This is a genomic window from Microvirga terrae, from assembly GCF_013307435.2.
In the GTDB taxonomy this organism is placed as follows: Bacteria; Pseudomonadota; Alphaproteobacteria; order Rhizobiales; family Beijerinckiaceae; genus Microvirga; species Microvirga terrae.
The window spans coordinates 5,225,484-5,249,106 of sequence record NZ_CP102845.1 but is presented as its reverse complement, the minus strand read 5'-3'; the positions used below and the strand labels follow the sequence as shown (position 1 = coordinate 5,249,106).

The window sequence follows — 23,623 nt, the reverse complement described above, 5'->3', positions numbered from 1 at the left end:
CTGTTCCTACTCGGCTGCGATCGGTGTTAGCGCAGATTGCGCGGAACGGCCATCGGACGGCGTCTCGTGCCGGTCGTTCGGGAAGATGCACGTGATGGTGGTGCCGACGCCCGGGGCGGACGATACCTCGATGCGCCCGCCATGCAGCTCCACGAAGGAGCGCACGATCGACAGGCCCAGGCCCACGCCGCGGTGGCGCGTTCCCAGCGTGTGGCTCTCGAACCGCTCAAAGATGCGCGCCTTGATCTCGGGCGGGATGCCGCGGCCCTGATCCTTCACGTCGAAGATCACCTCGCCGCCACGCTTGCGCGCCGAGACCCGGATGGTCTGACCGGGCGACGAGAAGCCGACTGCGTTGGACAGAAGGTTGAACAGGATCTGCCGCACGCGCTTGCCGTCGGCCACGAAGGTGCCGATGTCATCGGGCGTATCGACCATCACCGTGAGAGAGGATTCCGCGAGCCGGTCCTCCAGTCCGCGCATGGCGGCCTCGATGGTGGAGCGGATGTCGACGATCTCAGGGCTGAGCTCCAGGGAGCCCGTGTCGATGGACGCGAGATCGAGAATGTCGTTGAGGATTGCGAGCAGCGCCGCCGACGAGCGCATGATGTGGTCGGCATAATCGCGCTGACGCGGATTGAGCGCGCCCACCGTCTCGTCGCCGAGAAGCTGCGTGAAGCCGATGATGTTGGTGAGCGGCGAACGCAGCTCGTAGGACACGTGATGCACGAACTCGTCGCGCAGGCGCGAGGCGCGTTCGAGCGCGTCGTTGCGCTCGGTCAGCGCACGCTCCACGTTCACGCTCGCCGTCACGTCGGTGAAGCTGAGCAACGTCGCGCCGTCGGGCAGGGGCTGCGCGGTGCAGTCGAGAGCCGAGCCGTCATGGCGCTCGATGCGGCAGGTGAGGCCCATGCGCATGTCCGCGAGGCCCGCCACGGCGCCACGGATGTCGATCCACGGCTCGTCCTGCGAGGTCAGCATGCGGCAGGTCTTGATGATCGTATCGATATGCGGATTCTCGCCCGTCATCTCGGGCGGCAGGTTCCACATCTCGGCGAAGGCGCGGTTGTGCAGCTTGAGGCGCCCGTCGGAACCGAACACGGCGACGCCTTCCTTGAGCGTGTCGAGGGTTTCGGACTGGACGCGGGTCAGCGAATGCACCTGAGAGGCCAGCTCGAAGCGCTCGCTGACGTCGTCGAAGAGATAGGTCACGCCGCCCTGCGGATTGGGGTTGATGACCACGCGCAGGGTGCGCCTGTCGGGCAGGTGCCACCAGGTCTCCTGCTGCTCGACCGAGCGGTAGCCCTGCAGAAAATCGGCCTTCCAGGCGCGGAAATCCGCCTGCTCGGGCAGCTTGCGGCCGGCGCGCAGGCGGTCGAGAACCTCGCCGTCCGTCGGCCGCGACGCGAGAAAGGCCTGATCGAGGCCCCAGAGCTGCTGATAGGCCGCGTTGCTGAAGATCAGGGTCTGCGTTCCGTCGAAGATCGCGACGGCCGTCGGCAGCTGATCCAGGGTTCGCACATGGGCATCCATCTGGCGCTGCAGATCCGTGCGGACCGCTTCGAGTTCCGACACGTCCACGGCGATGCCCGCGCTGCCGCCGGACGTGGGGCGCTCGATCACGTCGAGAACGGCCCGGTGGCCTGCCACCACGGCGGTCACGCGGCCCGAGAAGGTGGTGCCCGACTGGCGCTGGCGCCGCGCCTCATCCCGGGTGATCGCTCCAAGAAGCTCGAGGGAGCGCGCGATGGCGTCGTCGAGGTCCTTGGCCTCCACCGACCGCAGATAGGCCTGGTTGGCCCAGAGGAGCTTGTCGTGCTGATCGCGGATCCAGAGCGGGTAGGCGACGTCGTCGAGAAGCATCGTCATGGCGCGCAGGTCGCTGCGTGCGGTCGCCAGTTGGTTCTGGGCCGTCATGAGTTCGGCCCGGTCGCCCGTCACGTCCCGCAGGCGCAGGATCGCCCGTCCGCCGATGGTGCGGCCTTCCACGTCGACGAAGCGGCGGCCCGCCGTGCACCGGCCGGTGAGGCGGAAGCCCTGGCCGCGCTGCTTGAGCTGCTCGAGGGCGATGTCCACGGCGGCCGCATCGGCAGGCGCGAGCCAGGTGCCGAACGCCAGGGCGCGCTGGGCCGGGGCATTGTCGCCCACGATGGAGGGATCGCCCTGGAAGCGCGGTTCGCCGTCGCGGCCGTGCCAGCTCACCAGGAGCTGACGTTCCGACCCCATGAGAAGGGCCGCGAGATCGTCCGCACCCCGGAGGGCGTCGAGCTCGTTGCGCAGACGGCGCTCCATCCGGGCGGAGCGCTTCTGCTCGCGCATGAGCAGGAGGGCGGTGGTGGTCGAGAAGGCGACAAGGCCCATGAAGAGGCCGAAATAGGCCGCGTTGTGAAGGTCGAAGCTGTGCAGGAAGCCCAGAAGGTCCGAGGCGCCTTCCGCGATGGGGAGCAGCAGGCCGTTGGCGAGGGCCGCCGGGGCGGTGCCTGCGAAGAGTATCAGGGACAGGGGAACGCGGGCGGCGCCGACGAGAGAGCCCCTCCCGTCCTTCACACCGTCGTGACGCTCCCTTTGGCCGGCCATGCCGCGCTGCCCTTTCTTCATTGGCGGCCCGACATTCAGGCCAAGTTGGATCGAGCCCCGGCTGCGCTTTTCTGCGCCGCAGAGGTCAACCGTCTACGCATGAACGGAACTGCCGGCGCAGGTTCGAAGCCACAGCACAGCCGGTCGATTCGCGTTCACTCTAGACTACCCCTGACTCCGCCAGGAAGGGGGTTAACACCGGCTTAAACTTCCTTTGGAGAACCTGTGCGCAATTCGTCGAACCATATTGCATTTGAGACACACACATGCCGGTGCGACACTCTGTCGATTCGTCAGCCGTCGACAAAAGAAAAAGCCCGGCCGAAGCCGGGCTTTCGATTGTGGGCCGGAAGACGGCCGATCAGTAGCGGTAGTGATCCGGCTTGAACGGGCCCTTCTCGGAGACGCCGATATAGGACGCCTGGTCGGGGCGAAGCTTGGTGAGCTTCACGCCGATCTTCTCCAGGTGCAGCGACGCGACCTTCTCGTCCAGGTGCTTCGGCAGGGTGTAGACCTTCTTCTCGTACTTGCCCTGCTGGCCGAAGAGCTCGATCTGGGCCAGCGTCTGGTTGGTGAAGGAGGCCGACATCACGAAGGACGGATGTCCCATAGCGTTGCCGAGGTTCACGAGGCGGCCTTCCGAGAGCAGGATGATGCGGTGTCCGTCGGGGAACGTGATCTCGTCGACCTGCGGCTTGATGTTGGTCCAGGTGAGGTTCTTCAGGCCGGCGACCTGGATCTCGTTGTCGAAGTGGCCGATGTTGCAGACGATCGCCCGGTCCTTCATCGCCCTCATGTGATCAAGGGTGATGACGTCCTTGTTGCCGGTGGCGGTGACGAAGATGTCGGCGCGCGGAGCCGCGTCCTCCATGGTCGTGACCTCGTAGCCCTCCATGGCGGCCTGGAGAGCGCAGATCGGGTCGACTTCCGACACGAGCACGCGGCAGCCGGCCTGGCGCAGGGAGGCGGCGGAGCCCTTGCCCACGTCGCCGAAGCCCGCCACCATGGCGACCTTGCCGGCCATCATCACGTCCGTGCCGCGGCGGATGCCGTCGACCAGCGACTCGCGGCAGCCGTAAAGGTTGTCGAACTTGGACTTGGTCACCGAGTCGTTGACGTTGATCGCCGGGAAGAGGAGCTTGCCCTCCTTCTCCATGATGTAGAGGCGGTGAACGCCCGTGGTGGTCTCCTCCGACACGCCCTTGATCGCATTGGCGATCTCGGCGAACCAGCCCTTCGGCTTCTCGGCGAGGAGACGCCGGATGAGCGCGAAGAACACCTCTTCCTCTTCCGAGCCCGGCTTGTCCAGGAAGGTGGTGTCGCCCTGCTCGGCGCGCAGGCCGAGATGGACCAGCATGGTGGCATCGCCGCCGTCGTCGAGGATCATGTTCGGGACGCCGCCGCCGTGCCAGTCGAACAGCTTGGCGGTGTAGTCCCAGTACTCCTTCAGGCTCTCGCCCTTGTAGGCGAAGACCGGGATGCCGGCGGCCGCGATGGCGGCGGCGGCGTGGTCCTGGGTCGAATAGATGTTGCAGGACACCCAGCGGATATCCGCGCCGAGAGCCTTCAGGGTCTCGATCAGCACGGCGGTCTGAATGGTCATGTGGAGCGAACCGGCGATGCGCGCGCCCTTCAGGGGCTGCTTCGGGCCGTATTCCTCGCGAATGGCCATCAGGCCCGGCATCTCGGTCTCGGCGATCGAGATCTCCTTGCGGCCGAAATCGGCAAGGCTGATGTCTTTGACGATGTAATCCTGTGCCATGATGGCCTTTCTCTTGCGCCTGTTCGGTTGAATTGGCGCAGTCTCTAGCAGAGCTCGCGGGGAGAGGCAATCAAGATATAAAGATGTCTTTATATGTCTGCTTCGATCACTCGTCTTCGCCGAACCGGTTGGCGAGCAGGTCGTCGATGGCCTGGAGGCAGAGGGCGGCGTCCTCGCCCTTGGCCGTGACGGTGATCGAGGTGCCCTGGGCGGCCGCCAGGGTCAGCAGTCCCATGATCGAGCGCCCGCCCACGGTCTCGCCGCAGCGGGTCACGGTGACGTCGGAATTGAAGCGCTCGACGGTCTGAACGAACTTGGCAGAGGCGCGGGCGTGCAGGCCCCGGCGGTTGATGATGGGAAGCTCCCGGACCTCGGCTCCATCCGGCACGGCGGCAGGCGGGCAGTCCTGATCGAAGGGCCGGTCCATGAAGCTTACTTTCCGGAGAGGACGCGCGAGGCGATGTTGATGTACTTGCGCCCCGCCTCCTGGGCATGGGAGACCGCGTCGGACAGGGGCTCCTCATCCCGGACGGAAGCCAGCTTGATCAGCATGGGCAGATTGATGCCCGCGACCACCTCGACGGAGCCCCCGTTCATGCAGGAGAGGGCCAGGTTCGACGGCGTGCCGCCGAACATGTCCGTCAGAACCACGACTCCCTGTCCCGAGTTGACCCGGCACACGGCGGCCATGATGTCCTTGCGCCGTGTCTCCATGTCGTCGTCGGGGCCGATCGTGATCGTTTCGAGCTGCTCTTGGGGCCCCACGACATGCTCAAGCGCCGCTTTGAATTCCGTCGCGAGCTGCCCGTGGGTGACGAGCACCATTCCAATCATAATGTTACAAGTCCGAACGCTCCGAGAGCGGAGCCGCTATTTTGTGCACCGCGAAGCCAAGCGCAAGAGCATTGAGAGGAAAAGTTCATCACAGTGTCACGACCGTGTCGCGCAGACCACTCAGGCAGCCCATGGCGACGTCTGCGGAGATTGCCCCGGCCTGCATCCGGATGCGAGGGACCATGACGCCGCACAGGACGACATGCCCGTCCTCCACGTCGGGATAGCGGGCCGGATCCTCTGAGAGATCGACCACCAGGCGAATGACGGCCGCGGGCTCGAAGGCCTGCCGGACGATGCCCAGACCGAAGACCTCGATGCTGCCGCCGAGTGGATCCACGGGCCGCGCCAGCAGGCGGCCATGGAGTGCCTCAAGGCGCGTACGGTCGTCGCTGACCAGCCGGCCGAACCGGCCGGCCCTGAGGGCGAGCGACACCACCTCGCGGGCGAGCGTCGACTTGCCCGATCCCGACGGGCCCCGGATCAGGAGCCCGGCCTCGCCGACCAGCACGCAGCCGGCGTGGATCGTCTGCGCCTCGCTCACGGGGCTTTCTTCCCGGGATCGCGCCTGGCCCTGTCCTTCCTCTCCTGCTCCTTCTTGGCCTTCACGCCTTCGACCGGAAGACGGATCACGAAGCGGGCGCCCAGGCGCTCGGGCTCGCCGTCCTCGTCGGGAGGACCGAGCCGGTTCTCGGCCCGGATCGTTCCGCGATGGGCCTCGATGATCTGGCGCGAGATGGACAGGCCGAGGCCGGAATTCTGGCCGAAGCCCTGCTCGGGGCGGTCCGTGTAGAAGCGCTCGAAGATCCGGTCGAGAGCATCGGGCTCGATGCCGGGGCCGCTGTCCTCCACCAGGATTTCCACCTGGTTTCTGCGGCGGCGCATGGAGACCTTCACGGGCTCGTCGGGCGGCGAGAAGGAGCGGGCGTTGTCGATCAGGTTGTTGAAGACCTGACCCAGGCGGCTGTCGTGGCCGAGGACGAGGAACGCGTCGCGGCCCTGTGCCTGCCGGTCGATGCTCAGGGTGATGAGCGGGTCGTGCCCCTGGCGCCGCTCGTTGGCGACCGACACCACCGCGTCCAGAAGGCGGACCATATCCACGGGCTCCGCGTCGGCGCGGGCGAGCTCCGCATCAAGGCGCGAGGCATCCGAGATGTCGCTGATCAGCCGGTCGAGGCGCTTCACGTCGTGCTGGATGATCGACAGGAGACGCTGACGCGACTCGTCGTTGCGGGCGAGCGGCAGGGTCTCGACGGCGCTGCGCAGGGAGGTCAGCGGGTTCTTCAGCTCGTGGGCCACGTCCGCCGCGAAGCTCTCGATGGCGTCGATGCGGTTGTAGAGCGCCTTGGTCATGTCCCGCAGGGCGCCCGAGAGGTGGCCGATTTCGTCCGCGCGGCCGGTGAAGTCGGGGATCTCCTGGCGGGACTTCGTGCCCCAGCGCACCCGCTCGGCGGCTTCCGCCAGCCGCCGGACCGGACCGGCGATCGCGCCGGCGAGGAAGAGCGACAGGACGATCATCACCACGGCCGCCACCAGGAACACCTGGAGCAGCGCGAAGCGCTCGGACGCGATGATGGCGTCGATGTCGCCTTCCTGGGTCGACAGTAGGAGCGCGCCCTGGATCGTGCGGAAGCGCTGGATCGGCACGGCCACCGACACGATGGTCTCGCCGCGGTTGTTGACGCGCACCACGCTCGATTGCTGGCCGGCGAAGGCCTGCTGGACTTCCGGAAGGGACTTGCCGTTGGCGGGGCCGACTTCCTCCAGAACGGGCCGCACGGTGCGCCGGAACATCTTGCGGAGGCTGTTCCACGTCCGCTCGATGAAGCTTGTCGTGTTCTCCACATTGGCGACCGGCGGCAGATCCATGCGCAGGATGTCGCCGCGGGAATAGAACGACCTGGAATCGAGCAGGAGCGCGCCTTCGCGGTCGAAGATGCGGGCGCGGGTCTTGGTCGGCGTCACCAGCCGGCGCAGCAGGGGGGCGACGCGCTCCGGATTGATGGAGAATTCCAGGGCCGAGAAGGATTCGTCGGTGAAGCGTTCGGTCTCGCCGGCCTGCATCTGCAGGAGTTGATCCGGATCGATGGTGATGGTGTTGGTCTCCACCGTCGCGGAGCTTGCGATCGCCCCGGCGATGATCTCGCCCTGGGTGAGAAGGCTCTGGACCCGGGCTTCGATCAGGCCCTCGCGGAACTGGTTGAGATACAGGAAGCCGATCAGCAGGGCCACGAGCCCGGCCAGATTGAGCACGACGATCCGGCGCGTCAGGCTCGACGAGCCGCGCTGCACGATCATGCGGCCGAAATGCTTCAGCCGGGCCAGGGCCCCCTGGGGAGCGGGCGGATCGTCGAACGCCGCCTCGGCGTGGATGGGGTCAGCCTTCATGCCACTCGTTCAAGGCACGGTCCGGGTTTGCGTCCACCGGACCATGGCCGTCTTTCCAGGTTGCTTGCGCGTCAAGGCGTCAGGCTTCCTTGAAGCGGTAGCCCACGCCGTAGAGGGTCTCGATCATTTCGAAACTCTGGTCAACCGACTTGAACTTCTTGCGCAGGCGCTTGATGTGGCTGTCGATGGTGCGGTCGTCCACATAGACCTGATCGTCATAGGCCGCATCCATCAGGGCGTTGCGGCTTTTCACCACTCCGGGGCGCGTGGCGAGCGCCTGCAGGATCAGGAATTCCGTCACCGTGAGGGTGACCGGCTCGCCCTTCCAGGTGCAGGCGTGGCGCTCGGGATCCATCTTGAGCTGGCCCCGCTCGAGAGCCTTCGGATCGGCCTCCTTGGGGGCAGTCTGGTCCTTGGGCGCGAAACGCCGCAGAACGGCCTTCACGCGCTCGACGAGAAGGCGCTGGGAGAAAGGCTTCCGGATGAAGTCGTCGGCGCCCATCTTGAGGCCGAACAGCTCGTCGATTTCCTCGTCCTTGGAGGTCAGGAAGATCACCGGCAGGTCCGATTTCTGCCGCAGGCGGCGCAGGAGCTCCATTCCGTCCATGCGCGGCATCTTGATGTCGAAGATCGCCAGGTCCGGCGGCGCATGCTTGAGCCCGTCGAGGGCCGAGGCCCCATCCGTATAGGTCTGAATGCGATAGCCCTCCGCTTCGAGGGCGATGGAAACAGAGGTCAGGATGTTGCGATCGTCATCGACAAGGGCGATCGTTGGCATGAACTCTTCCTTAGCTTGGCACGGACGATTGTCAGCGTTCTGACTCGTCTGACAACGCAGAGGGTCCTAAAACGTCCCAACTGCGCCTTTCTCGTGGCATAAATATGGTTTCGCCCCGTCTGTGACCAGGGGCGGTCCAGATAGTGGTGCTTAAGGGCGGTGGGTTCAACCGTCGATGAATGGGCGGTTACGATTTGGACAGGTTGGCCAAGCGGCCACCGTGCCGTAGCGGCAAGGGCCTGGAGCCCGGCGGGAAATCTCCCTCATCATACGAAAGAATTCCAAAAGTGCTTTGAAATTCGAGGGATTACGACGGATGGAGGTCTGGTTCCTGGGAAAATAGAATGCGATGAAACAACCTGAGTTGACGGCACCGTCAGCTGACCTAAAGAAGGTTCCATGTTCAAGCGAGACGGCAAAGTTTTGCCTGGATTGTTTGGCCCACCCCATGTGACGGTCATCGGACGGCGGCTGTTCCGGCTGCGCGGCGACCGCCAACCAGGAGAAGTCTTCCGTGGAAAATATCGGCGTGTTCAACAGCGCACAGGGGGCTGAGGTCTCCGGCCTCCGCAACCTCAAACGGGTCTACTGGAACCTCGAGGCGCCCGCGCTCTACGAGCAGTCCCTGACCCGCGGCGAGACCCGGCTCGTGCAGGGCGGGGCGCTCTTGGCGGACACCGGCGTGCATACGGGCCGCTCGCCCAAGGACAAGTTCGTGGTGCGCGACGAGACCACGGAAAGCACCGTCTGGTGGGACAACAACGGCGCCATCACGCCGGGCCATTTCGACACCCTGCTGGCCGACTTCCTGGCCCATGCGGAAGGCAAGGAGCTGTTCGCCCAGGATCTCTACGGCGGCGCCGATCCGGCCTATCGGGTCAAGGCCCGCGTGTTCACGGAATTCGCCTGGCACTCGCTCTTCATCCGCAACCTGCTGATCCGTCCGGATCGCGGCGAGCTCGCCGACTACGTGCCCGGGCTGACCATCATCGACCTGCCGTCCTTCAAGGCGGACCCCGCCCGTCACGGCTGCCGCACCGAAACGGTCATCGCCTGCGACTTCAAGCGCAAGATCGTGCTCATCGGCGGCACGTCCTATGCGGGCGAGATGAAGAAGTCGGTCTTCACCTATCTCAACTACGTGCTGCCCGCCCAGAAGATCATGCCCATGCACTGCTCGGCCAATGTGGGCGACCGGGGCGACGTGGCCGTGTTCTTCGGCCTCTCCGGCACGGGCAAGACAACGCTCTCCAACGATCCCGACCGCGTCCTGCTCGGCGACGACGAGCATGGCTGGACCCCGAACGGCGTGTTCAACTTCGAGGGCGGCTGCTACGCCAAGACCATTCGCCTGTCGCGCGAGGCCGAGCCGGAGATCTTCTCGACCACCGAGCGCTTCGGCACGGTGCTGGAGAACGTGACCATCGACCCGATCACCCGCATTCCCGATTTCGACGACGCGTCGAAGACGGAGAATACGCGCTGCGCCTATCCGCTCGACTTCATTCCCAATGCGAGCGCCACGGGCCGCGCGGGCATCCCGAAGAACATCGTGATGCTCACCTGCGATGCCTTCGGCGTGCTGCCCCCCATCGCGAAGCTGACCCCGGCCGAGGCGATGTACCACTTCCTGTCCGGCTACACGGCCAAGGTGGCCGGCACGGAGAAGGGCGTGAAGGACCCGGAGGCGACCTTCTCGACCTGCTTCGGCGCGCCCTTCATGCCGCGGCACCCGTCCGAATACGGCAACCTGCTGCGCGATCTCATCGCCAAGCACCACGTGGATTGCTGGCTCGTCAACACCGGCTGGACCGGCGGCAAGTACGGCGTCGGCCGGCGCATGCCGATCCGCGTCACCCGCCGCCTCCTCACGGCGGCGCTCGACGGCTCGCTCTCCCGGGCCGATTTCCGCCGCGATCCCTATTTCGGCTTCGCGGTCCCGACCTCGGTGCCGGGCGTCGAGCCGCACATCCTCTATCCGGTGAAGACCTGGCAGAACAAGGCGGAGTTCGCCGAGACCGCCAAGCGCCTGATCGACATGTTCAACGAGAACTTCAAGCGCTTCGAGAGCCACGTGGACTCGGACGTTCGCTCCGCCGGACCGCAGACCTCGATCGCGGCCTGACGGGTTTCGATCCCATCCCTCCAGAAGGCGGCCCCCGGGCCGCCTTTTTCATGGGCCGCCGACGGACACCGAACTGGCATGTGGCTGACGCTTCGCCGTGCCAAGATGCTCCGGCACCGAACGATGCTCCGTGCCAGGATCATCCAACACCCACCGATGCGCCGGCAGCGCTTCCCACCCATGCGTCCGGCGAATTCCAGCGCATCCGAAAACATGTATGATGACATGCAAATAACGTGAGCCTGCTGTCGGCGGGCCTGAACCCGGTGGGATACGCCCTTGCTCCGTCTGACAGGTGTGCTCTTCGCGATCGCCGCAAATGGTCTGTTTGCGACCAGCGACACCCTGGTGAAGCTTCTCTCCCTGCGTTACCCCATCTTCCAGATCATCGCCATGCAGGCAGGCGTCGCCTGCATCGTGGTGGGCATCGTCATCTGGCGCGACAAAGCCTGCCGGCTCTCGGCCGTTCGGAACCCCAAGATGCTGATCGGCCGAGGATTCCTGGCCGGAATCGGCACGGTCTCCGGCTTCTATGCCTTCTCGCTCCTGCCGCTCGCCGACGTCTACGCCATCACCTTCGGCTCGCCCCTCGTCGTCACGGTGGCGGCCGCGTGGCTTCTCGGCGAGCGCACGGGGCCGGCGCGATGGGGCGCGATCCTCGTGGGCTTTTCCGGCATCCTGATCATGGTGCAGCCGGGCTATACGGCCCTGTCCCTCGGGCATCTGGCGGCGTTCCTCAATGTCTTCGTCGGTGCCGGCGTCATTCTGATCATGCGCACGATCGGCTCGCAGGAAAACCGCGCCATCATGGTGGCCGCCGTGATGGCCGGACAGCTGACTGCGAGCCTGCCCGGCATGTACCTGAGCCATGCGCCCGCATGGAGCGATCTGGGATTGGTGACTTTGTCCGGATTCGTGATGGTGTCGGCGCAGTTCCTCATGCTGGAGGCCCTGCGCCGGGCGCCTGCGTCCAGCGTCGCTCCCATGCAGTACACCAAGCTCGTCTGGGCCCTGCCGATCGGCCTGTTCGTGTTCGGCGACGAGCCGAAGCCGCATGTGCTCGCCGGCGCCTTCGTGGTGATCGGATCGGTCTTGTACCTGCTCGCTCACGGGCGGCGGGCCGAGAACAGGATGGCGCAACTGCGCAGGAGCGGGGCCGAACGAGTGGAGCCTTCCGTGCAGCCGCAATGTCTCGAGGGGAAGAAGCTTGGTTGAGCATCAAAACACCGTGCTGCCGACAGGATCGACGCTATCGTTGCAAGGCAAGACGGCCGTCATCGTCGGAGGGTCGAGCGGGATCGGCAACGCCATCGCGCATGGCTTCCAGGCCGGCGGTGCCAGGGTGGCGATTGCAGCGCGAACGTCGGCAAAACTGGAGGAGGCGACACAGCGCCTGCAGGAAACTGATCCGGCAGCGCGCGGCTACGTGGTCGACGCGGCGCACCCGGAGGAGATCGACGGCCTCGTCGCGTCCGTCCTGACCGATTTCGGGTCTGTGGACATTCTGGTCGCGTGCCAGGGCACGACCATCCTCAAGCCTGCCGAGGAGGTCACGCCGGACGAGTATGACGGGATCATGCAGACGAACCTGCGCAGCGTGTTCTTCACCTGTACGCGCTTCGGCCGGCACATGCTGGAGCGCAGGTCGGGCTCGATCATCACCATCGCGTCGCTTGCCGCCCATCGCGGCTGGCCGCTCGCCTCGGTCTACGCCGCGAGCAAGCACGGCGTCGTCGGGGTGACGAAGACTCTGGCCGCCGAATGGGCCGACCGGGGCGTGCGCGTCAACGCGATCTCGCCGGGATTTTTCATGACCGAGCTGAACCAGGCCAAGATGAGTCAAAAGCGCAAGGGCAATGCGCTCCTGAGAACGCCCGCGGGCCGCTTCGGGCAGCTCGACGAACTCGTGGGCGCGGCGATCTATCTGGCCTCTCCGTCCGCGGGATTCGTCACCGGAACCGTGCTCAACGTCGACGGAGGCTATCTCGCGTCCGGGATCTGATCAGACTCACGCGACGAAGAACGGAATGCGCATCACGTGGCGATAGGTCTCGCCGGGGCGCAGCACCGCCGAGGGGAAATGCGGGATGTTCGGAGCGTTCGGGAAGTTCTGCGTCTCGAGCGCGAAGCCCGCATGCTTCTCGTAAACGGCGCCGCCTTTGCCGACGGCCGGCACCTTGCCGAAATGGTTGGCCGTGTAGAACTGAACACCGGGCTGATTGGTCCAGATCTCCAAGCCCCGGCGTGAGACGGGATCCACTGCACGGGCCGCGCGGCGCAGGGGCTCCCCCCGGTCGTCGAGACAGAAATTGTGGTCGTAGCCGGCCTCGGGGAGCTGGGTCGTGTCGTCGATCATCGCGCCGATGGGACGTAACGATCTGAAATCGAATGCCGTTCCGGCCACGGGCGCGAACGCGCCGGTGGGAATCTTGCCGGGCCCGACCGGTGTATAGCGGTCGGCGTCGATCAGCAGGTGCTGGTCGCGGACATGGCCGGAACCGTGGCCGGCGAGGTTCCAATAGCCGTGATAGGCCAGGTTCACCACCGTCGGGCGGTCCGTCGTCGCCTCCATGACGATCTCGAGTGCCGGGTCACCGGTCAGACGATAGGTCACTGACGTGGTCACGGCGCCGGGATAGCCCTCGTCGCCGTCGGGCCGGTGCAACGTCAGCCGGACGGCGTTGTCGGCCGTATCGGGCTCACCTGTCCAGATCCGCTTGCTGAAGCCGCCGAAGCCGCCATGGATGTGGTTCGGCGGCTCGTTCGGCGACAGGGTATAGGTCTCGCCATCGAGCGTGAAGCGCGCATCCGCGATGCGGTTGGCGAAACGGCCGCAGATCGCGCCCGCCGAGCCGCGGTTTTGCACGTAGGAAGCCGGATCGTCATAGCCCAGAACGATATCGGCGGCTTGTCCCTCGCCGTCCGGAACGAACAGGCGGCTCAAGGCGGCCGCATAGGTGATGATCGTCGCACGGACAGGGCCGGTTTCGATCTCGAAGGCCTCGACCGGCTGACCGTCGATGGCCCCGAAGGCGGTTTTTTGAATGCTCATGAGCGGACACGAAAAAGCCGGCGGCGCCACCGGGAGGCAGGGCCGTCGGCAGGGGGAGGATCAGTGGATCTCGGGCTCCGGCACGCCGCCGGATCCTTCGAGGAAGTCGAAGTCGCAGCCCTCGTCCGCCTGGCGGATGTGCTGCGCGAAGAGCTTGTTGTAGCCGCGCGGGTAGTCGCGCGGCGGCGGCGACCAGGTGCGCAGGCGGTCCTTGATCTGCTCGTCGCTCACATGAAGATGGATCGAACGGTTCGGCACGTCGACGGTAATGAGGTCGCCCGTGCGCACGGCCGCGAGCGGGCCGCCGATATGGGCCTCCGGCGAGACGTGCAGGATGCAGGCGCCGTAGCTCGTGCCGCTCATGCGGGCATCGGAGATGCGCAGCATGTCGCGCACGCCCTGCTTGAGGAGCTTCTTCGGGATCGGCAGCATGCCCCATTCCGGCATGCCCGGACCGCCGATGGGACCCGCATTGCGCAGCACCATGATGTGATCGGGCGTGACGTCGAGGTCGAGGTCGTTCACGGCCTTCGTCATCTCGTCATAGGTGTCGAAGACGATCGCCGGACCCGTGTGCTGCAGCAGCCGCGCTTCTGCGGCGGGCGGCTTGATCACGCAGCCCTTCGGGGCCAGGTTGCCGCGCAGGATGGCCGTGCCCCCGGAGGCGGCGATCGGCTTGTCGAGCGGACGGATCACGTCATCGTTGTAGACGGCCGCACCTTCGAGCGCGTCCCGCAGGGTCCCGGCCACGGTGCGCTCGTCGAGATGGAGCATCGGGGCGAGGCGCGAGAGAAGGCCGCGAATGCCGCCGGCGATGTGGAAGTCTTCCATCAGCCACTCGCCCGACGGTCGGAGATTGGCGATCACCGGAACCTTCTGGGCGAAGTCGTCGAAATCCTGCAGGTTCACCTCGACGCCCGCGCGTCCTGCCATCGCCACGAGATGGATCATCGCGTTCGTCGAGCCGGCAAGGGCATTGTGGACCATCAGGGCATTTTCGAACGAGCGGCGGGTGAGAATGTCGCTCGGCTTGAGATCGTCCCAGACCATCTCGACGATCTTCCGGCCGGTGAGGCTCGCCATGCGCGGATGCGCGGCGTCGACGGCCGGGATGGAGGCGGCGCCGGGCAGGCTAAGCCCGAGCGTCTCGACGATGGACGTCATGGTGGAGGCCGTGCCCATGGTCATGCAGGTGCCCGGCGAGCGCGCGATGCCCGCCTCCATGTCGTTCCATTGCTGGTTCGTGATGGTGCCGGCTTCCTTCTCGGCCCAGTACTTCCAGATGTCGGAGCCCGAGCCAAGGATCGTGCCGCCATGGTGGCCACGGATCATGGGGCCGGCCGGCATGAAGATCATCGGCAGGTTCATGCTGATCGCCCCCATGACGGTCGCGGGTGTCGTCTTGTCGCAGCCGCCCATGAGCACCGCGCCGTCGATGGGATGCGAGCGCAGGAGTTCCTCCACCTCCAAGGCGAGGAGGTTGCGGTAGAGCATCGTGGTCGGCTTGACGAAGTTCTCCGACAGCGACAGGGCGGGGAGCTCAATGGGGAAGCCGCCCGCCTGCCACACGCCGCGCTTCACGTCCTCGACGCGCACGCGGAAATGGGCGTGGCAGGGATTGATGTCGCTCCAGGTGTTGATGATCGCGATCACCGGCTTGCCCATGAAGTCCTCACGCGCATAGCCCATCTGAAGCGTTCGGGATCGATGCCCGAAGGACCGCAGATCAGTGACGCCGAACCAACGGTGGCTCCTCAATTGCTCGGGCGATCGCTTGGCCATTCTCGTTTCTCTCCCTGCGCCTCGCGGCGCAAAAGCCATATATCATACAAATTTAGAAATTGGTCGCCGTTTTGGCCCCTGCTGTCAAGGGCAGAGGGCCGTTTTGCCTGCGGCGTCTAGGCTTTCGCAGCCGACCGGACTTTGATCGGTTTGGACGCGGGCTTGGCCGAGACCTGCAGCATCCGGGCCGAATACCGGTTGCGGCTGTTGGCGAGATGCGCGCGCATCATGGCGGCCGCGAGGTTCGAGTCGCCCATGGCGATCGCATCCCGGATCGCCCGGTGCTCCCGCTCGATCACGCCGAGATAGTCGCGCTGGCGCTGATCCTCCCCGACCGGGGTAACCTGGCCCAGGCGGCGGGGTACGGCGAACTCCCCGAGGAAATCCAGGAAGCGCGCGAAATACGGGTTCTTGGTCGCGCCCGCAAGGATCCGGTGGAATTCCAGATCCGCCGCGATGCCGTAGTCTTCGCCCTTGGTGATGTTCTCCAGGGCGCGGTCGAGCGCGGCCAACTCCTCGTCGGTCCGGCGCACGGCCGCCAGCGAGGCCGCTTCCACTTCCACGGCCAGGCGCAGCTCCAGCATGGCCAGGATGTCATCGACCTCGCCGTTGCTGAGAGACGCGAAGAAATCCGATTTCGGCGGGGGCGGGAGCACGAAGGCGCCGGCGCCCTGGCGGGTCTGGACAAGCTTCGCCGCCTTGAGGGCCGCCACGGCCTCGCGCACCACCGTCCGGCTGACGCCGGCGGCCGATGCCAGTTCGGCTTCGGTGGGCAGACGATCACCTGCCTGCAGCCGTCCCTCGGCGATCTCGCGTGAGATCGCCTCCGCCAGATCGCTCACGAGATTGCGCTTGCGGGCGACGGTGTTGAGGGACAGGCCGGATAGGAAAGAGCGTTCGTTCATGGGGCCGTTGAGTGCCTGTTTCGAGGCGCTGAATGCTGAAGGGGTCCAGGGTCGCTGCCGGTTGTTCGGAAACGATCCGCCAAGACTGCGCCGAGTTCCGGTGCAGCGGCCGGCCTGTCAGGTGATTTGCCTGGTTCGGAAGGCCAACTTGTCGTATGTCTCACTACTTGCTGGGCTCTCCCAAGTCAAAAGAAATCGTTATTACAGGCACATATCCTGGTGGAAAGGTGCCCCTGCGCGGAACGATTATGATCTCATTCATGTCCGCTTGTCAAAATTTGTATGTTGCCATACAAGATGGGCTGCAATTCCGATGCCGAAGTTCAATGAAAACGGGAATCAGGGAGAGAACACATGAGGAAGTTGCTCGCGGCGATCGGCCTCTCGCTGCTCGGTCTTGGCGCCGCGCAGGCGCAAAGCCCCGCTTGGCCGCAGAAGCAGGTCACGATCGTCGTGCCGTTCGGCGCCGGGGGCACGACCGACCTGTTCGCCCGCATCGTGGCCGAGCAGCTTCAGGCCAAATACGGCAAGCCCTTCGTCATCGAGAATCGTCCGGGAGCGGGCGGCAATATCGGGACGACGGCTGTCGCCAAGGCTGCGCCTGACGGTCATACGCTCCTCGTCGGCACGGTGAGCACCCATGCCATCAACCCGTTCCTCTACAAGAACCTCCCTCACGACGCCGAGAAGGACTTCATCCCGATCACCGGCCTGGCCAAGCTCCCCAACCTTCTTGTGGTGACACCCAAGGTTCCGGCGAAGACCTTTGCGGAATTCGTGGAATACGCCAAGCAGAACCCGGGCAAGCTGAACTACGGCTCGTCCGGAGCCGGAACGTCGCAGCATCTGGCGGCCGAGCTGTTCCAGCTCAAGACCGGCGCGAAGATGACCCACGTGCCGTTCCGCAGCTCCCAGGACATCGTCAACGGCCTGCTCGGCGGACATATCGACCTGGCTTTCGACAACATGACCATCGCATGGCCTCAGGCGCAGGCCGGCACCGTCCGAGCGCTCGCCGTCACGAGCCCCGAGCGCAGCCCGCAGGCGCCGGATATCCCGACGGTCGCCGAGACCTTGACCGGGTTCGATGCCACCTCCTGGAACGGGCTCTGGGCGCCGGTCGGCACGCCGCCGGCCATCGTCGACACCATCGCGGCCGACGTGAAGACCATTCTCGAGAAGCCCGAGGTCCAGAAGAAGGCCGCCGAGCTGGCCTCGACGCCGGCACCGATGACCCCGCAGCAGTTCGCCGAGTACATCCAGGCCGAGCGGCAGAAATGGTCCGAGGTGGTCAAGGCCGTCGGCATCCAGCTCGGCCAGTGAGAGCCGATTCTTGAGAATGAAACCGGGCGATGCCCATCCGATCCCAAACCGCCCCTGAAACAGCGAGACCGCATCCATGCTGACGAAGATCGAAACCTCCGAACTTGCCCGCTCCGTTCTGGCGGTTCCGCCCTTTGCCCTGACGCCTGATCTCGAGGTCAACCCGGACGCCAATGCGAAGCTGATCCGCCATCTCGAGGCCGGCGGCGTGTCGACGCTGCTCTATGGCGGCAACGCCAACGTGCACAACTGGCCGGTCTCGCGCTTTGCCGACTGGCTCGACAGCCTGGAGGATTCGGTCGCCGACAGCACCTGGCTGATCCCCTCGGTCGGCCCGGATTGGGGCAAGCTCGTCGACGAGGCGGCGATCCTCAAGAGCCGCCGCTATCCGGTCGCGATGGCGCTGCCGATGATCGCCCCGCAGACGCCGGACGGCGTGGTGCGCGGGCTCGAGGATTTCGTGAGCCGGTCCGGCGTTCCGCTTATCGTCTACATCAAGACCGATCAGTATGTGCCCGCCAAGGCGATGGGCCGGCTGGTCGAGCAGGGCGCCGTCTTCGGCATCAAATACGCGGTGCCGCGCACCGACCTGACGCAGGATTCCTACCTGCAGGAGCTGATCGACGCGGTCGGAGCGGAGCGGATCGTGAGCGGCTTCGGCGAGCCTCCGGCCTTCCCGCATCTGACGCATTTCAAGCTGGCCGGCTTCACGGCAGGCTGCGTGTGCATCGCGCCGCACCTGTCGATGGCCTACCTTCATGCGCTGAAGCGCGGCGACGAGGCCGAGGCCAAGCGCCTCCTCGAAGTCTTCCTGCCTCTCGAGGCGATCCGCGAGCGCCACAACGCGATCCGAGTTCTCCACACGGCCGTGTCCCTGTCGGGCGTCGCCGACATGGGCCCGATCCTGCCGCTCCTCACCGAGGCCGATCCGGCGATCCACGGAGAGATCAAGGAAGCCGCGCAGGCTCTCCTGGCGGCCGAAATGACCGCTCGACAGCAGGCCGCTGCCGCGTAATGTGACCGGCATCGTCGGTCGGCCGGCTTGAGCCGGCAGCATGCAGGGCGCTCGTGATATCCATGCCTGAAACCCATTCCGATCTCCTGGGCGTGCTCGCCGCACGCCTGGGAGCCAAGCACGTCATCGTCGATCCCGCCGCGATGGAAGGCTACCTCGTCGAGGAGCGAAAGCTCTATCGCGGCGCCGCTCTCGCCGTGGTCCGTCCCGGCACCACGGAGGAGGTCGCCTTCGTGGTGCGGGAATGCGCGAAGGCGCAGGTCGCGATCGTGCCCCAGGGCGGCAATACCGGGCTCGTCGGCGGCGGGGTGCCGCACACCGGCATTGTCCTGTCGCTCGCCCGGCTCGACCGCGTCCGCGAGGTGAATGCCTTCAACGCCGCCATCACGGTCGAGGCGGGCTGCATCCTGAAGACCGTTCAGGATGCCGCAAGCGAGGTGGATTGCATCTTCCCGCTTTCCCTTGCCTCCGAGGGCTCGTGCCGGATCGGCGGCAATATCGCGACCAATGCGGGCGGCGTGAACGTCCTGCGCTACGGCAATACCCGCGATCTCGTGCTCGGGCTCGAGGTCGTTCTCGCCGACGGGCGGATCTGGAATGGCCTGAAAGGTCTGCGCAAGGATAACACCGGCTACGACCTCAAGAACCTCTTTGTCGGCTCTGAAGGAACGCTGGGCATCATCACGGCCGCGGTGCTGAAGCTGTTCCCGCGGCCCAAGGCCCAGGTCGTGGCCTTCGTGGGATGCGCCTCGCCTCATGCGGCGCTCGGCCTGTTCGAGAGCCTGCGCCGGACCATGGGCGACGAGCTGACGGCCTTCGAGTACCTGCCACGCTTTGCCTTGGAGATCGTGCTGAGACATGCGTCCGGGGCCGTCCGACCGCTCGCGGGCGATCACCTCGCCTACGCGCTGATCGAAGTGTCGTCGCCCGATCCCGATCTCGACCTGCGCGAACAGTTGGAAAGATCCTTGGGAGCCGCATTCGAGAGCGGCACCATCGAGGACGCGACCATCGCGACCAGCGAGGCCCAGAATGCGGCGCTCTGGCACCTGCGGGAAAGCCTCTCCGACGTGCAGGGGCTCGAGGGAGGGTCGATCAAGCACGACGTCTCGGTGCCCGTCTCGGACGTTGCCGATTTCATCGTCGCGGCGAGCAAGGCCTGCGAGGAAGCCCTGCCGGGCGTGCGGGTCTGCGCCTTCGGGCATTTCGGCGACGGCAACATCCATTTCAACCTGACCCAGCCTGTCGACATGGAGAGGTCGCTCTTCCTGGCGCAGTGGGAGCGCTTCAACCGCATCGTCCACGACATCGTTCATGCGATGAACGGCTCGATTTCCGCCGAGCACGGGGTCGGCCTCATCAAGCGCGACGAGCTGGCGCGCTACAAGGATCCGGTCGCCCTGGACCTGATGAGGACGTTGAAGCAGGCTCTCGACCCACAGAACATCCTCAACCCCGGAAAGGTCGTCGCCGTGACGGGAGATCTGCCGCCCGCCCTGCCTGTGGCCCGCAAGGCCTGATGCGGGCGCCGTCCTGGCGGCTTCGGTTTGCCGTCCGGTGATGGTACAAGGCTGAACCCGCACGCCGGCCTTGCCACGGCAAAGCTGCAGCAATCTGGATTGTCATGAACGCTCCTGCCGTCAGCAAACAGGTCATCCGAGACGCCGAAGCGACGAAGCGGCGGATCCTGGAGGCTGCCACGGCGGAGTTCGCCGGCCACGGCTATGGCGGCGCGCGCGTCGATCAGATTGCGGAGGCCGCCCGCACCAACAAGCGCATGCTCTACTACTATTACGGGAGCAAGGAGGCGCTATTCCTGGCGACCCTCGAGGCGGCCTATGATCATATCCGGGCGGCCGAGCGGGAGCTTCATCTCGAGGAGCTGACACCGCTGCAGGCCCTCGAGGAGCTCGTACGCTTCACCTGGAATTACTTCGTCCGGCATCCCGAATTCATGATGCTGCTCAACACCGAGAACCAGCATCGGGCCAAGCACCTCAAGAAGTCGCAGCAGGTGCACACCATGAACTCCCCGGTGATCGAGACGATCGGCGTCATCCTGAAGCGCGGTGAAACGTCCAGGGACATTCGGCCCGGGATCGATCCGGTTCAGCTCTACGTGTCCATTGCGGGGCTCTGCTACTTCTACTTGTCGAACGTCTATACCCTGTCCGTAGCCTTCGGGCGCGAGCTTCTGTCGGCTCCTGCCATGAAGGAGCGGATCGACCACGTGGTCGATTTCGTCCTGGCCGGCGTGCGCGCCTGAATTTTCCAATCGGCGCTTGACATGTCTGACAACCGGGCGTCTAATTAACCAGTTGGTTACATAGAGCGGCAGAAGCCGCCTCCGACATACGCTTTGGAAACGCCCTTGAGGAAGACGCTTCATGACGTCGAAGCTCGCGCGCGCCGGTCAGACCCTGCTGAACTCCGCCTGGATCAAGCCGTTCGGGCTTCTCATCCTGACCGTCGTACTCTGGGACCTGACGGTTCGCATCTTCGCCATTCCGGCCTACCTGGTCCCGCCCCCGAAGGATGTGGCGGTGGCGTTCTGGAATGAGGGCGACAAGCTGCTCATCGAGGCCGTTCCGACCACCATGGCGACGCTCGGCGGGTTCTTCCTCTCCGCTGCGTTCGGGATCCCGATCGCCATGCTGATCGCCGGGTCGCGCACCGTCGAATCCTACGTCTACCCGCTGCTCGTCTTCTCGCAGTCGATCCCCAAGGTCGCAGTGGCGCCCCTCTTCGTGGTGTGGTTCGGCTTCGGCATGGCCCCGAAGGTGATCTCGGCCTTCCTGCTCGGCTTCTTCCCCGTGGTGGTCGCCGGCGTGCAGGGCTTCAAGTCGCTCGACCCCGAGATGCGCGATCTGGTCCGCTCCATGAAGGCGTCCCGCCTCCAGGCCTTCACCATGGTGAGCCTGCCGCATGCCATGCCGGCCATCTTCGCGGGCCTGAAGGTCTCCGTGACGCTGGCCGTGGTCGGCGCGGTGGTCGGAGAGTTCGTGGGCGCCAATTCGGGCATCGGGTTCGTCCTGCAGCGGTCCATCGGCAATTTCGAGCTGCCGACCATGTTCGCGGCGCTCGTGATCCTGGCGCTGATCAGCGTCATCCTGTTCTGGATCATCGACCTCATCGAACGTTTCACCGTGCCGTGGCACGCCAGCCAGCGGCACGACTTTGCAGCAACCGCCTGAACCATAAGGGCGGGGCACCAACCGGAGGAAACTGATGAAGAAGCGTACGTTCCTGAAAGCCACCCTCTTTGCCGCGACGGCTCTCATGCCCTTCGTGTCGCTGCCGGCTCAGGCCGCCGACAAGGTCGTGCTGATGCTCAACTGGTACGTCTATGGCGAGCATGCGCCGTTCTTCTACGGCAAGGAGAAGGGCCTCTACGCCGCCGAGGGCATCGATCTCGAGATTCAGGAAGGGCGCGGCTCGGCCGTGACCGTGCAGGCCGTGGCGGCCAAGACCGTCGACTTCGCCTATGCGGACGTCCCGACCATGATCCGCGCCGCCGTGAAGGGCGCTCCCGTCATGTCTCCGGGGGTGCTGCTGCAGAAGAATCCCATGTCGGCGATGGGCTTTTCCGAGAAGAACATCCGCAAGGCCGAGGATCTGCGCGGCAAGACGGTCGCGACGACGCCCGGCGATTCCATGTCGCAGATCTGGCCGCTCTTCCTCAAGAAAGCAGGTCTCAAGGAAAGCGAGATGCGCATCGTGTCCGGTGACGCGCAGACGAAGCTCAATGCGGTCATCAACGGTCAGGCCGACGTGCTCCTGGGCTACGTCATGGACCAGAGCATGAAGATCAAGGACGCGACGGGGAAGAACGTCACGCCGGTCATGTTCGCGGATTACGGCGTCAACCTCGTCTCCTCGGGCATCATCGCGCACAAGGACACCCTGAAGGACAAGACCGATCTCGTGCGCCGCTTCATGAGCGCGACCACCAAGGCCATCGAGGGTGCGGAAAAGGCTCCGGCCGAGGCCACGCAGGCGGTCCTGAAGGCGCTGCCGAAGGCCGGCAAGCCCGACACCCTGCAGGAGGGCTTCGAGCTGACGATCCCGCTCTACCGCACGGAGGACACGAAGAACCAGCGTCCGTTCAACGTCACCGATGCCAACATGGCCGAGACGGTGAATCTCCTCATCGAGTACGGCGGTCTCGACCCGTCGGCGAAGGAGAATCCCAAAGCCTTCTACACCCGCGACTTCCTGCCGAAGGCCACCCAGTGAGCAGGCAGGCGCATGCCATGGCACATCTTCGTGTCGTTCCGGGCAGCGAACCCAGAAGCGAGGCGTCCGCGCCTCGCAATATGATCGAGATCCGCAATCTCGCGAAGACCTATCGCACCCGGGGCGGCGACGTGCCGTCCCTGCGGCCGATCAATCTCGACATCACGGAAGGCGAGTTCGTCGCCGTGGTCGGGCCTTCGGGATGCGGCAAGTCCACGCTCCTGAAGCTCGTGGCCGGCCTCATCCCGCCGACGGAGGGCCAGGTCCAGATCGGCGGTGTCGCCGTGAAGGATCCGCCGGACGACGTGGGCATCGTGTTCCAGAGCCCGGTGCTCCTGCCCTGGCGTTCGGTGCTGCGCAACGTGATGCTCCCGGTCGAGGTGCGCAAGCTCGACCGGGCGACCCATCTCGCCCGCGCGCGCAAGCTCCTGTCCATGGCGGGGCTCGAGGACTTTCAGAACAAGTATCCCTGGCAGCTCTCCGGCGGCATGCAGCAGCGCACCGCCATCTGTCGCGCGCTGGTGCACGATCCGAAGATCGTCCTCATGGACGAGCCCTTCGGCGCCCTCGACGCCATGACGCGCGAGCGCATGAACCTCGAGCTGCAGCGGATCCACCACGAGACGGGCAAGACGATCCTTCTGATCACCCACTCGATTCCCGAAGCGGTGTTCCTCGCGGACCGCGTGGTCGTCATGTCGGAACGGCCCGGGACGATTGCGGCGATCTACGACGTTACGCTGCCGCGACCGCGTGATCTGGACGTCATGGGGCATCCGACCTTCGTCGATCTCACGCAGAAGATCCGCGCGCATTTCTACGCCCGCGGCCACCTGGATTGAAAAC

20 protein-coding genes are annotated in these 23,623 nt (G+C 65.4%); 10 read left to right on the top strand and 10 right to left on the bottom strand.

Annotated features, from left to right (window positions below):
* Nucleotides 1-6 precede the first annotated feature (6 nt).
* The 7 genes from HPT29_RS24550 to HPT29_RS24520 all read right to left on the bottom strand — a co-directional run bounded on the left by HPT29_RS24550 (nt 7) and on the right by HPT29_RS24520 (nt 8,339).
* Entirely contained in the window at nt 7-2,577 is a 2,571-nt protein-coding gene (locus HPT29_RS24550) for a sensor histidine kinase (RefSeq protein WP_173946790.1), read from the bottom strand.
* 361 nt (nt 2,578-2,938) lie between these two features.
* The gene (ahcY, locus tag HPT29_RS24545) at nt 2,939-4,339 is read right to left on the bottom strand and encodes an adenosylhomocysteinase (RefSeq protein ID WP_173946789.1); all 1,401 of its coding nucleotides are present in this window, start codon (nt 4,337-4,339) and stop codon (nt 2,939-2,941) included.
* A 106-nt stretch (nt 4,340-4,445) separates the two neighbouring features.
* Nucleotides 4,446-4,766 (bottom strand): HPr family phosphocarrier protein, encoded by a 321-nt coding sequence (locus tag HPT29_RS24540; RefSeq protein WP_173946788.1) that lies wholly within the window; start codon nt 4,764-4,766, stop codon nt 4,446-4,448.
* A 5-nt stretch (nt 4,767-4,771) separates the two neighbouring features.
* Nucleotides 4,772-5,173: a PTS sugar transporter subunit IIA gene (locus HPT29_RS24535; protein ID WP_036360951.1), complete on the bottom strand. Its 402-nt coding sequence runs from the start codon at nt 5,171-5,173 to the stop codon at nt 4,772-4,774.
* 88 nt (nt 5,174-5,261) lie between these two features.
* The gene (locus tag HPT29_RS24530; RefSeq protein ID WP_173946787.1) at nt 5,262-5,717 is read right to left on the bottom strand and encodes an HPr kinase/phosphorylase; all 456 of its coding nucleotides are present in this window, start codon (nt 5,715-5,717) and stop codon (nt 5,262-5,264) included.
* Nucleotides 5,714-7,561, bottom strand: coding sequence for a stimulus-sensing domain-containing protein (locus tag HPT29_RS24525; RefSeq protein WP_173946786.1), 1,848 nt, complete (start codon nt 7,559-7,561; stop codon nt 5,714-5,716). The genes HPT29_RS24530 and HPT29_RS24525 overlap by 4 nt, the downstream gene beginning before the upstream one ends.
* Nucleotides 7,562-7,640: 79 nt before the next feature.
* Nucleotides 7,641-8,339, bottom strand: a complete 699-nt coding sequence (locus tag HPT29_RS24520; RefSeq protein ID WP_099509738.1) for a response regulator transcription factor — start codon at nt 8,337-8,339, stop codon at nt 7,641-7,643.
* Nucleotides 8,340-8,853: 514 nt separating this feature from the next.
* Here HPT29_RS24520 and HPT29_RS24515 point away from each other — a divergent pair.
* From HPT29_RS24515 to HPT29_RS24505, 3 genes are all read left to right on the top strand, one after another.
* Entirely contained in the window at nt 8,854-10,464 is a 1,611-nt protein-coding gene (locus HPT29_RS24515; RefSeq protein ID WP_173946785.1) for a phosphoenolpyruvate carboxykinase, read from the top strand.
* Between the two features lie 279 nt (nt 10,465-10,743).
* Nucleotides 10,744-11,679, top strand: a complete 936-nt coding sequence (locus HPT29_RS24510) for a DMT family transporter (protein ID WP_173946784.1) — start codon at nt 10,744-10,746, stop codon at nt 11,677-11,679.
* Entirely contained in the window at nt 11,672-12,466 is a 795-nt protein-coding gene (locus tag HPT29_RS24505) for an SDR family NAD(P)-dependent oxidoreductase (RefSeq protein WP_173946783.1), read from the top strand. Before HPT29_RS24510 ends, HPT29_RS24505 begins: the two co-directional genes overlap by 8 nt.
* A gap of 6 nt (nt 12,467-12,472) precedes the next feature.
* Here the strand turns inward: HPT29_RS24505 and HPT29_RS24500 are convergent, their stop codons facing one another.
* The 3 genes from HPT29_RS24500 to HPT29_RS24490 form a co-directional block, all read right to left on the bottom strand.
* Nucleotides 12,473-13,516: an aldose epimerase family protein gene (locus HPT29_RS24500; protein ID WP_173946782.1), complete on the bottom strand. Its 1,044-nt coding sequence runs from the start codon at nt 13,514-13,516 to the stop codon at nt 12,473-12,475.
* 60 nt (nt 13,517-13,576) lie between these two features.
* Nucleotides 13,577-15,298 (bottom strand): L-arabinonate dehydratase, encoded by a 1,722-nt coding sequence (gene araD, locus HPT29_RS24495; protein WP_173946781.1) that lies wholly within the window; start codon nt 15,296-15,298, stop codon nt 13,577-13,579.
* Between the two features lie 116 nt (nt 15,299-15,414).
* Nucleotides 15,415-16,203 carry a FadR/GntR family transcriptional regulator gene (locus HPT29_RS24490; protein WP_173946780.1) on the bottom strand — a complete coding sequence of 263 codons (789 nt, stop codon included), beginning with the start codon at nt 16,201-16,203 and terminating at the stop codon, nt 15,415-15,417.
* A 354-nt stretch (nt 16,204-16,557) separates the two neighbouring features.
* Between HPT29_RS24490 and HPT29_RS24485 the strand changes: the two genes are divergently transcribed.
* The 7 genes from HPT29_RS24485 (at nt 16,558) to HPT29_RS24455 (ending at nt 23,619) form a co-directional block, all read left to right on the top strand.
* On the top strand, nt 16,558-17,526 hold the full coding sequence (locus HPT29_RS24485; RefSeq protein WP_173946779.1) for a Bug family tripartite tricarboxylate transporter substrate binding protein: 969 nt from the start codon (nt 16,558-16,560) through the stop codon (nt 17,524-17,526).
* A 76-nt stretch (nt 17,527-17,602) separates the two neighbouring features.
* The gene (locus HPT29_RS24480) at nt 17,603-18,541 is read left to right on the top strand and encodes a dihydrodipicolinate synthase family protein (protein ID WP_173946778.1); all 939 of its coding nucleotides are present in this window, start codon (nt 17,603-17,605) and stop codon (nt 18,539-18,541) included.
* Between the two features lie 62 nt (nt 18,542-18,603).
* Nucleotides 18,604-20,061 carry an FAD-binding oxidoreductase gene (locus tag HPT29_RS24475; RefSeq protein WP_173946777.1) on the top strand — a complete coding sequence of 486 codons (1,458 nt, stop codon included), beginning with the start codon at nt 18,604-18,606 and terminating at the stop codon, nt 20,059-20,061.
* Nucleotides 20,062-20,165: 104 nt separating this feature from the next.
* Nucleotides 20,166-20,807: a TetR family transcriptional regulator gene (locus HPT29_RS24470; RefSeq protein ID WP_173946776.1), complete on the top strand. Its 642-nt coding sequence runs from the start codon at nt 20,166-20,168 to the stop codon at nt 20,805-20,807.
* Between the two features lie 121 nt (nt 20,808-20,928).
* On the top strand, nt 20,929-21,735 hold the full coding sequence (locus HPT29_RS24465; protein WP_173946775.1) for an ABC transporter permease: 807 nt from the start codon (nt 20,929-20,931) through the stop codon (nt 21,733-21,735).
* Nucleotides 21,736-21,769: 34 nt separating this feature from the next.
* On the top strand, nt 21,770-22,777 hold the full coding sequence (locus HPT29_RS24460; protein ID WP_173946774.1) for an ABC transporter substrate-binding protein: 1,008 nt from the start codon (nt 21,770-21,772) through the stop codon (nt 22,775-22,777).
* Nucleotides 22,778-22,794: 17 nt separating this feature from the next.
* Nucleotides 22,795-23,619: an ABC transporter ATP-binding protein gene (locus HPT29_RS24455; protein WP_173946773.1), complete on the top strand. Its 825-nt coding sequence runs from the start codon at nt 22,795-22,797 to the stop codon at nt 23,617-23,619.
* The last annotated feature ends 4 nt before the right edge of the window (nt 23,620-23,623 follow it).

Bases quoted from the DNA above. Each gene is read 5' to 3' on its own strand.
- HPT29_RS24480 (WP_173946778.1), top strand. From the start codon at position 17,603: ATGCTGACGAAGATCGAAACCTCCGAACTTGCCCGCTCCGTTCTGGCG.
- HPT29_RS24540 (WP_173946788.1), bottom strand. From the start codon at position 4,766: ATGGACCGGCCCTTCGATCAGGACTGCCCGCCTGCCGCCGTGCCGGAT.
- HPT29_RS24485 (WP_173946779.1), top strand. From the start codon at position 16,558: ATGAGGAAGTTGCTCGCGGCGATCGGCCTCTCGCTGCTCGGTCTTGGC.
- HPT29_RS24535 (WP_036360951.1), bottom strand. From the start codon at position 5,173: ATGATTGGAATGGTGCTCGTCACCCACGGGCAGCTCGCGACGGAATTC.
- araD (WP_173946781.1), bottom strand. From the start codon at position 15,298: ATGGCCAAGCGATCGCCCGAGCAATTGAGGAGCCACCGTTGGTTCGGC.
- HPT29_RS24490 (WP_173946780.1), bottom strand. From the start codon at position 16,203: ATGAACGAACGCTCTTTCCTATCCGGCCTGTCCCTCAACACCGTCGCC.
- HPT29_RS24520 (WP_099509738.1), bottom strand. From the start codon at position 8,339: ATGCCAACGATCGCCCTTGTCGATGACGATCGCAACATCCTGACCTCT.
- HPT29_RS24460 (WP_173946774.1), top strand. From the start codon at position 21,770: ATGAAGAAGCGTACGTTCCTGAAAGCCACCCTCTTTGCCGCGACGGCT.
- ahcY (WP_173946789.1), bottom strand. From the start codon at position 4,339: ATGGCACAGGATTACATCGTCAAAGACATCAGCCTTGCCGATTTCGGC.
- HPT29_RS24500 (WP_173946782.1), bottom strand. From the start codon at position 13,516: ATGAGCATTCAAAAAACCGCCTTCGGGGCCATCGACGGTCAGCCGGTC.
- HPT29_RS24525 (WP_173946786.1), bottom strand. From the start codon at position 7,561: ATGAAGGCTGACCCCATCCACGCCGAGGCGGCGTTCGACGATCCGCCC.
- HPT29_RS24465 (WP_173946775.1), top strand. From the start codon at position 20,929: ATGACGTCGAAGCTCGCGCGCGCCGGTCAGACCCTGCTGAACTCCGCC.
- HPT29_RS24455 (WP_173946773.1), top strand. From the start codon at position 22,795: ATGGCACATCTTCGTGTCGTTCCGGGCAGCGAACCCAGAAGCGAGGCG.
- HPT29_RS24470 (WP_173946776.1), top strand. From the start codon at position 20,166: ATGAACGCTCCTGCCGTCAGCAAACAGGTCATCCGAGACGCCGAAGCG.
- HPT29_RS24475 (WP_173946777.1), top strand. From the start codon at position 18,604: ATGCCTGAAACCCATTCCGATCTCCTGGGCGTGCTCGCCGCACGCCTG.
- HPT29_RS24550 (WP_173946790.1), bottom strand. From the start codon at position 2,577: ATGGCCGGCCAAAGGGAGCGTCACGACGGTGTGAAGGACGGGAGGGGC.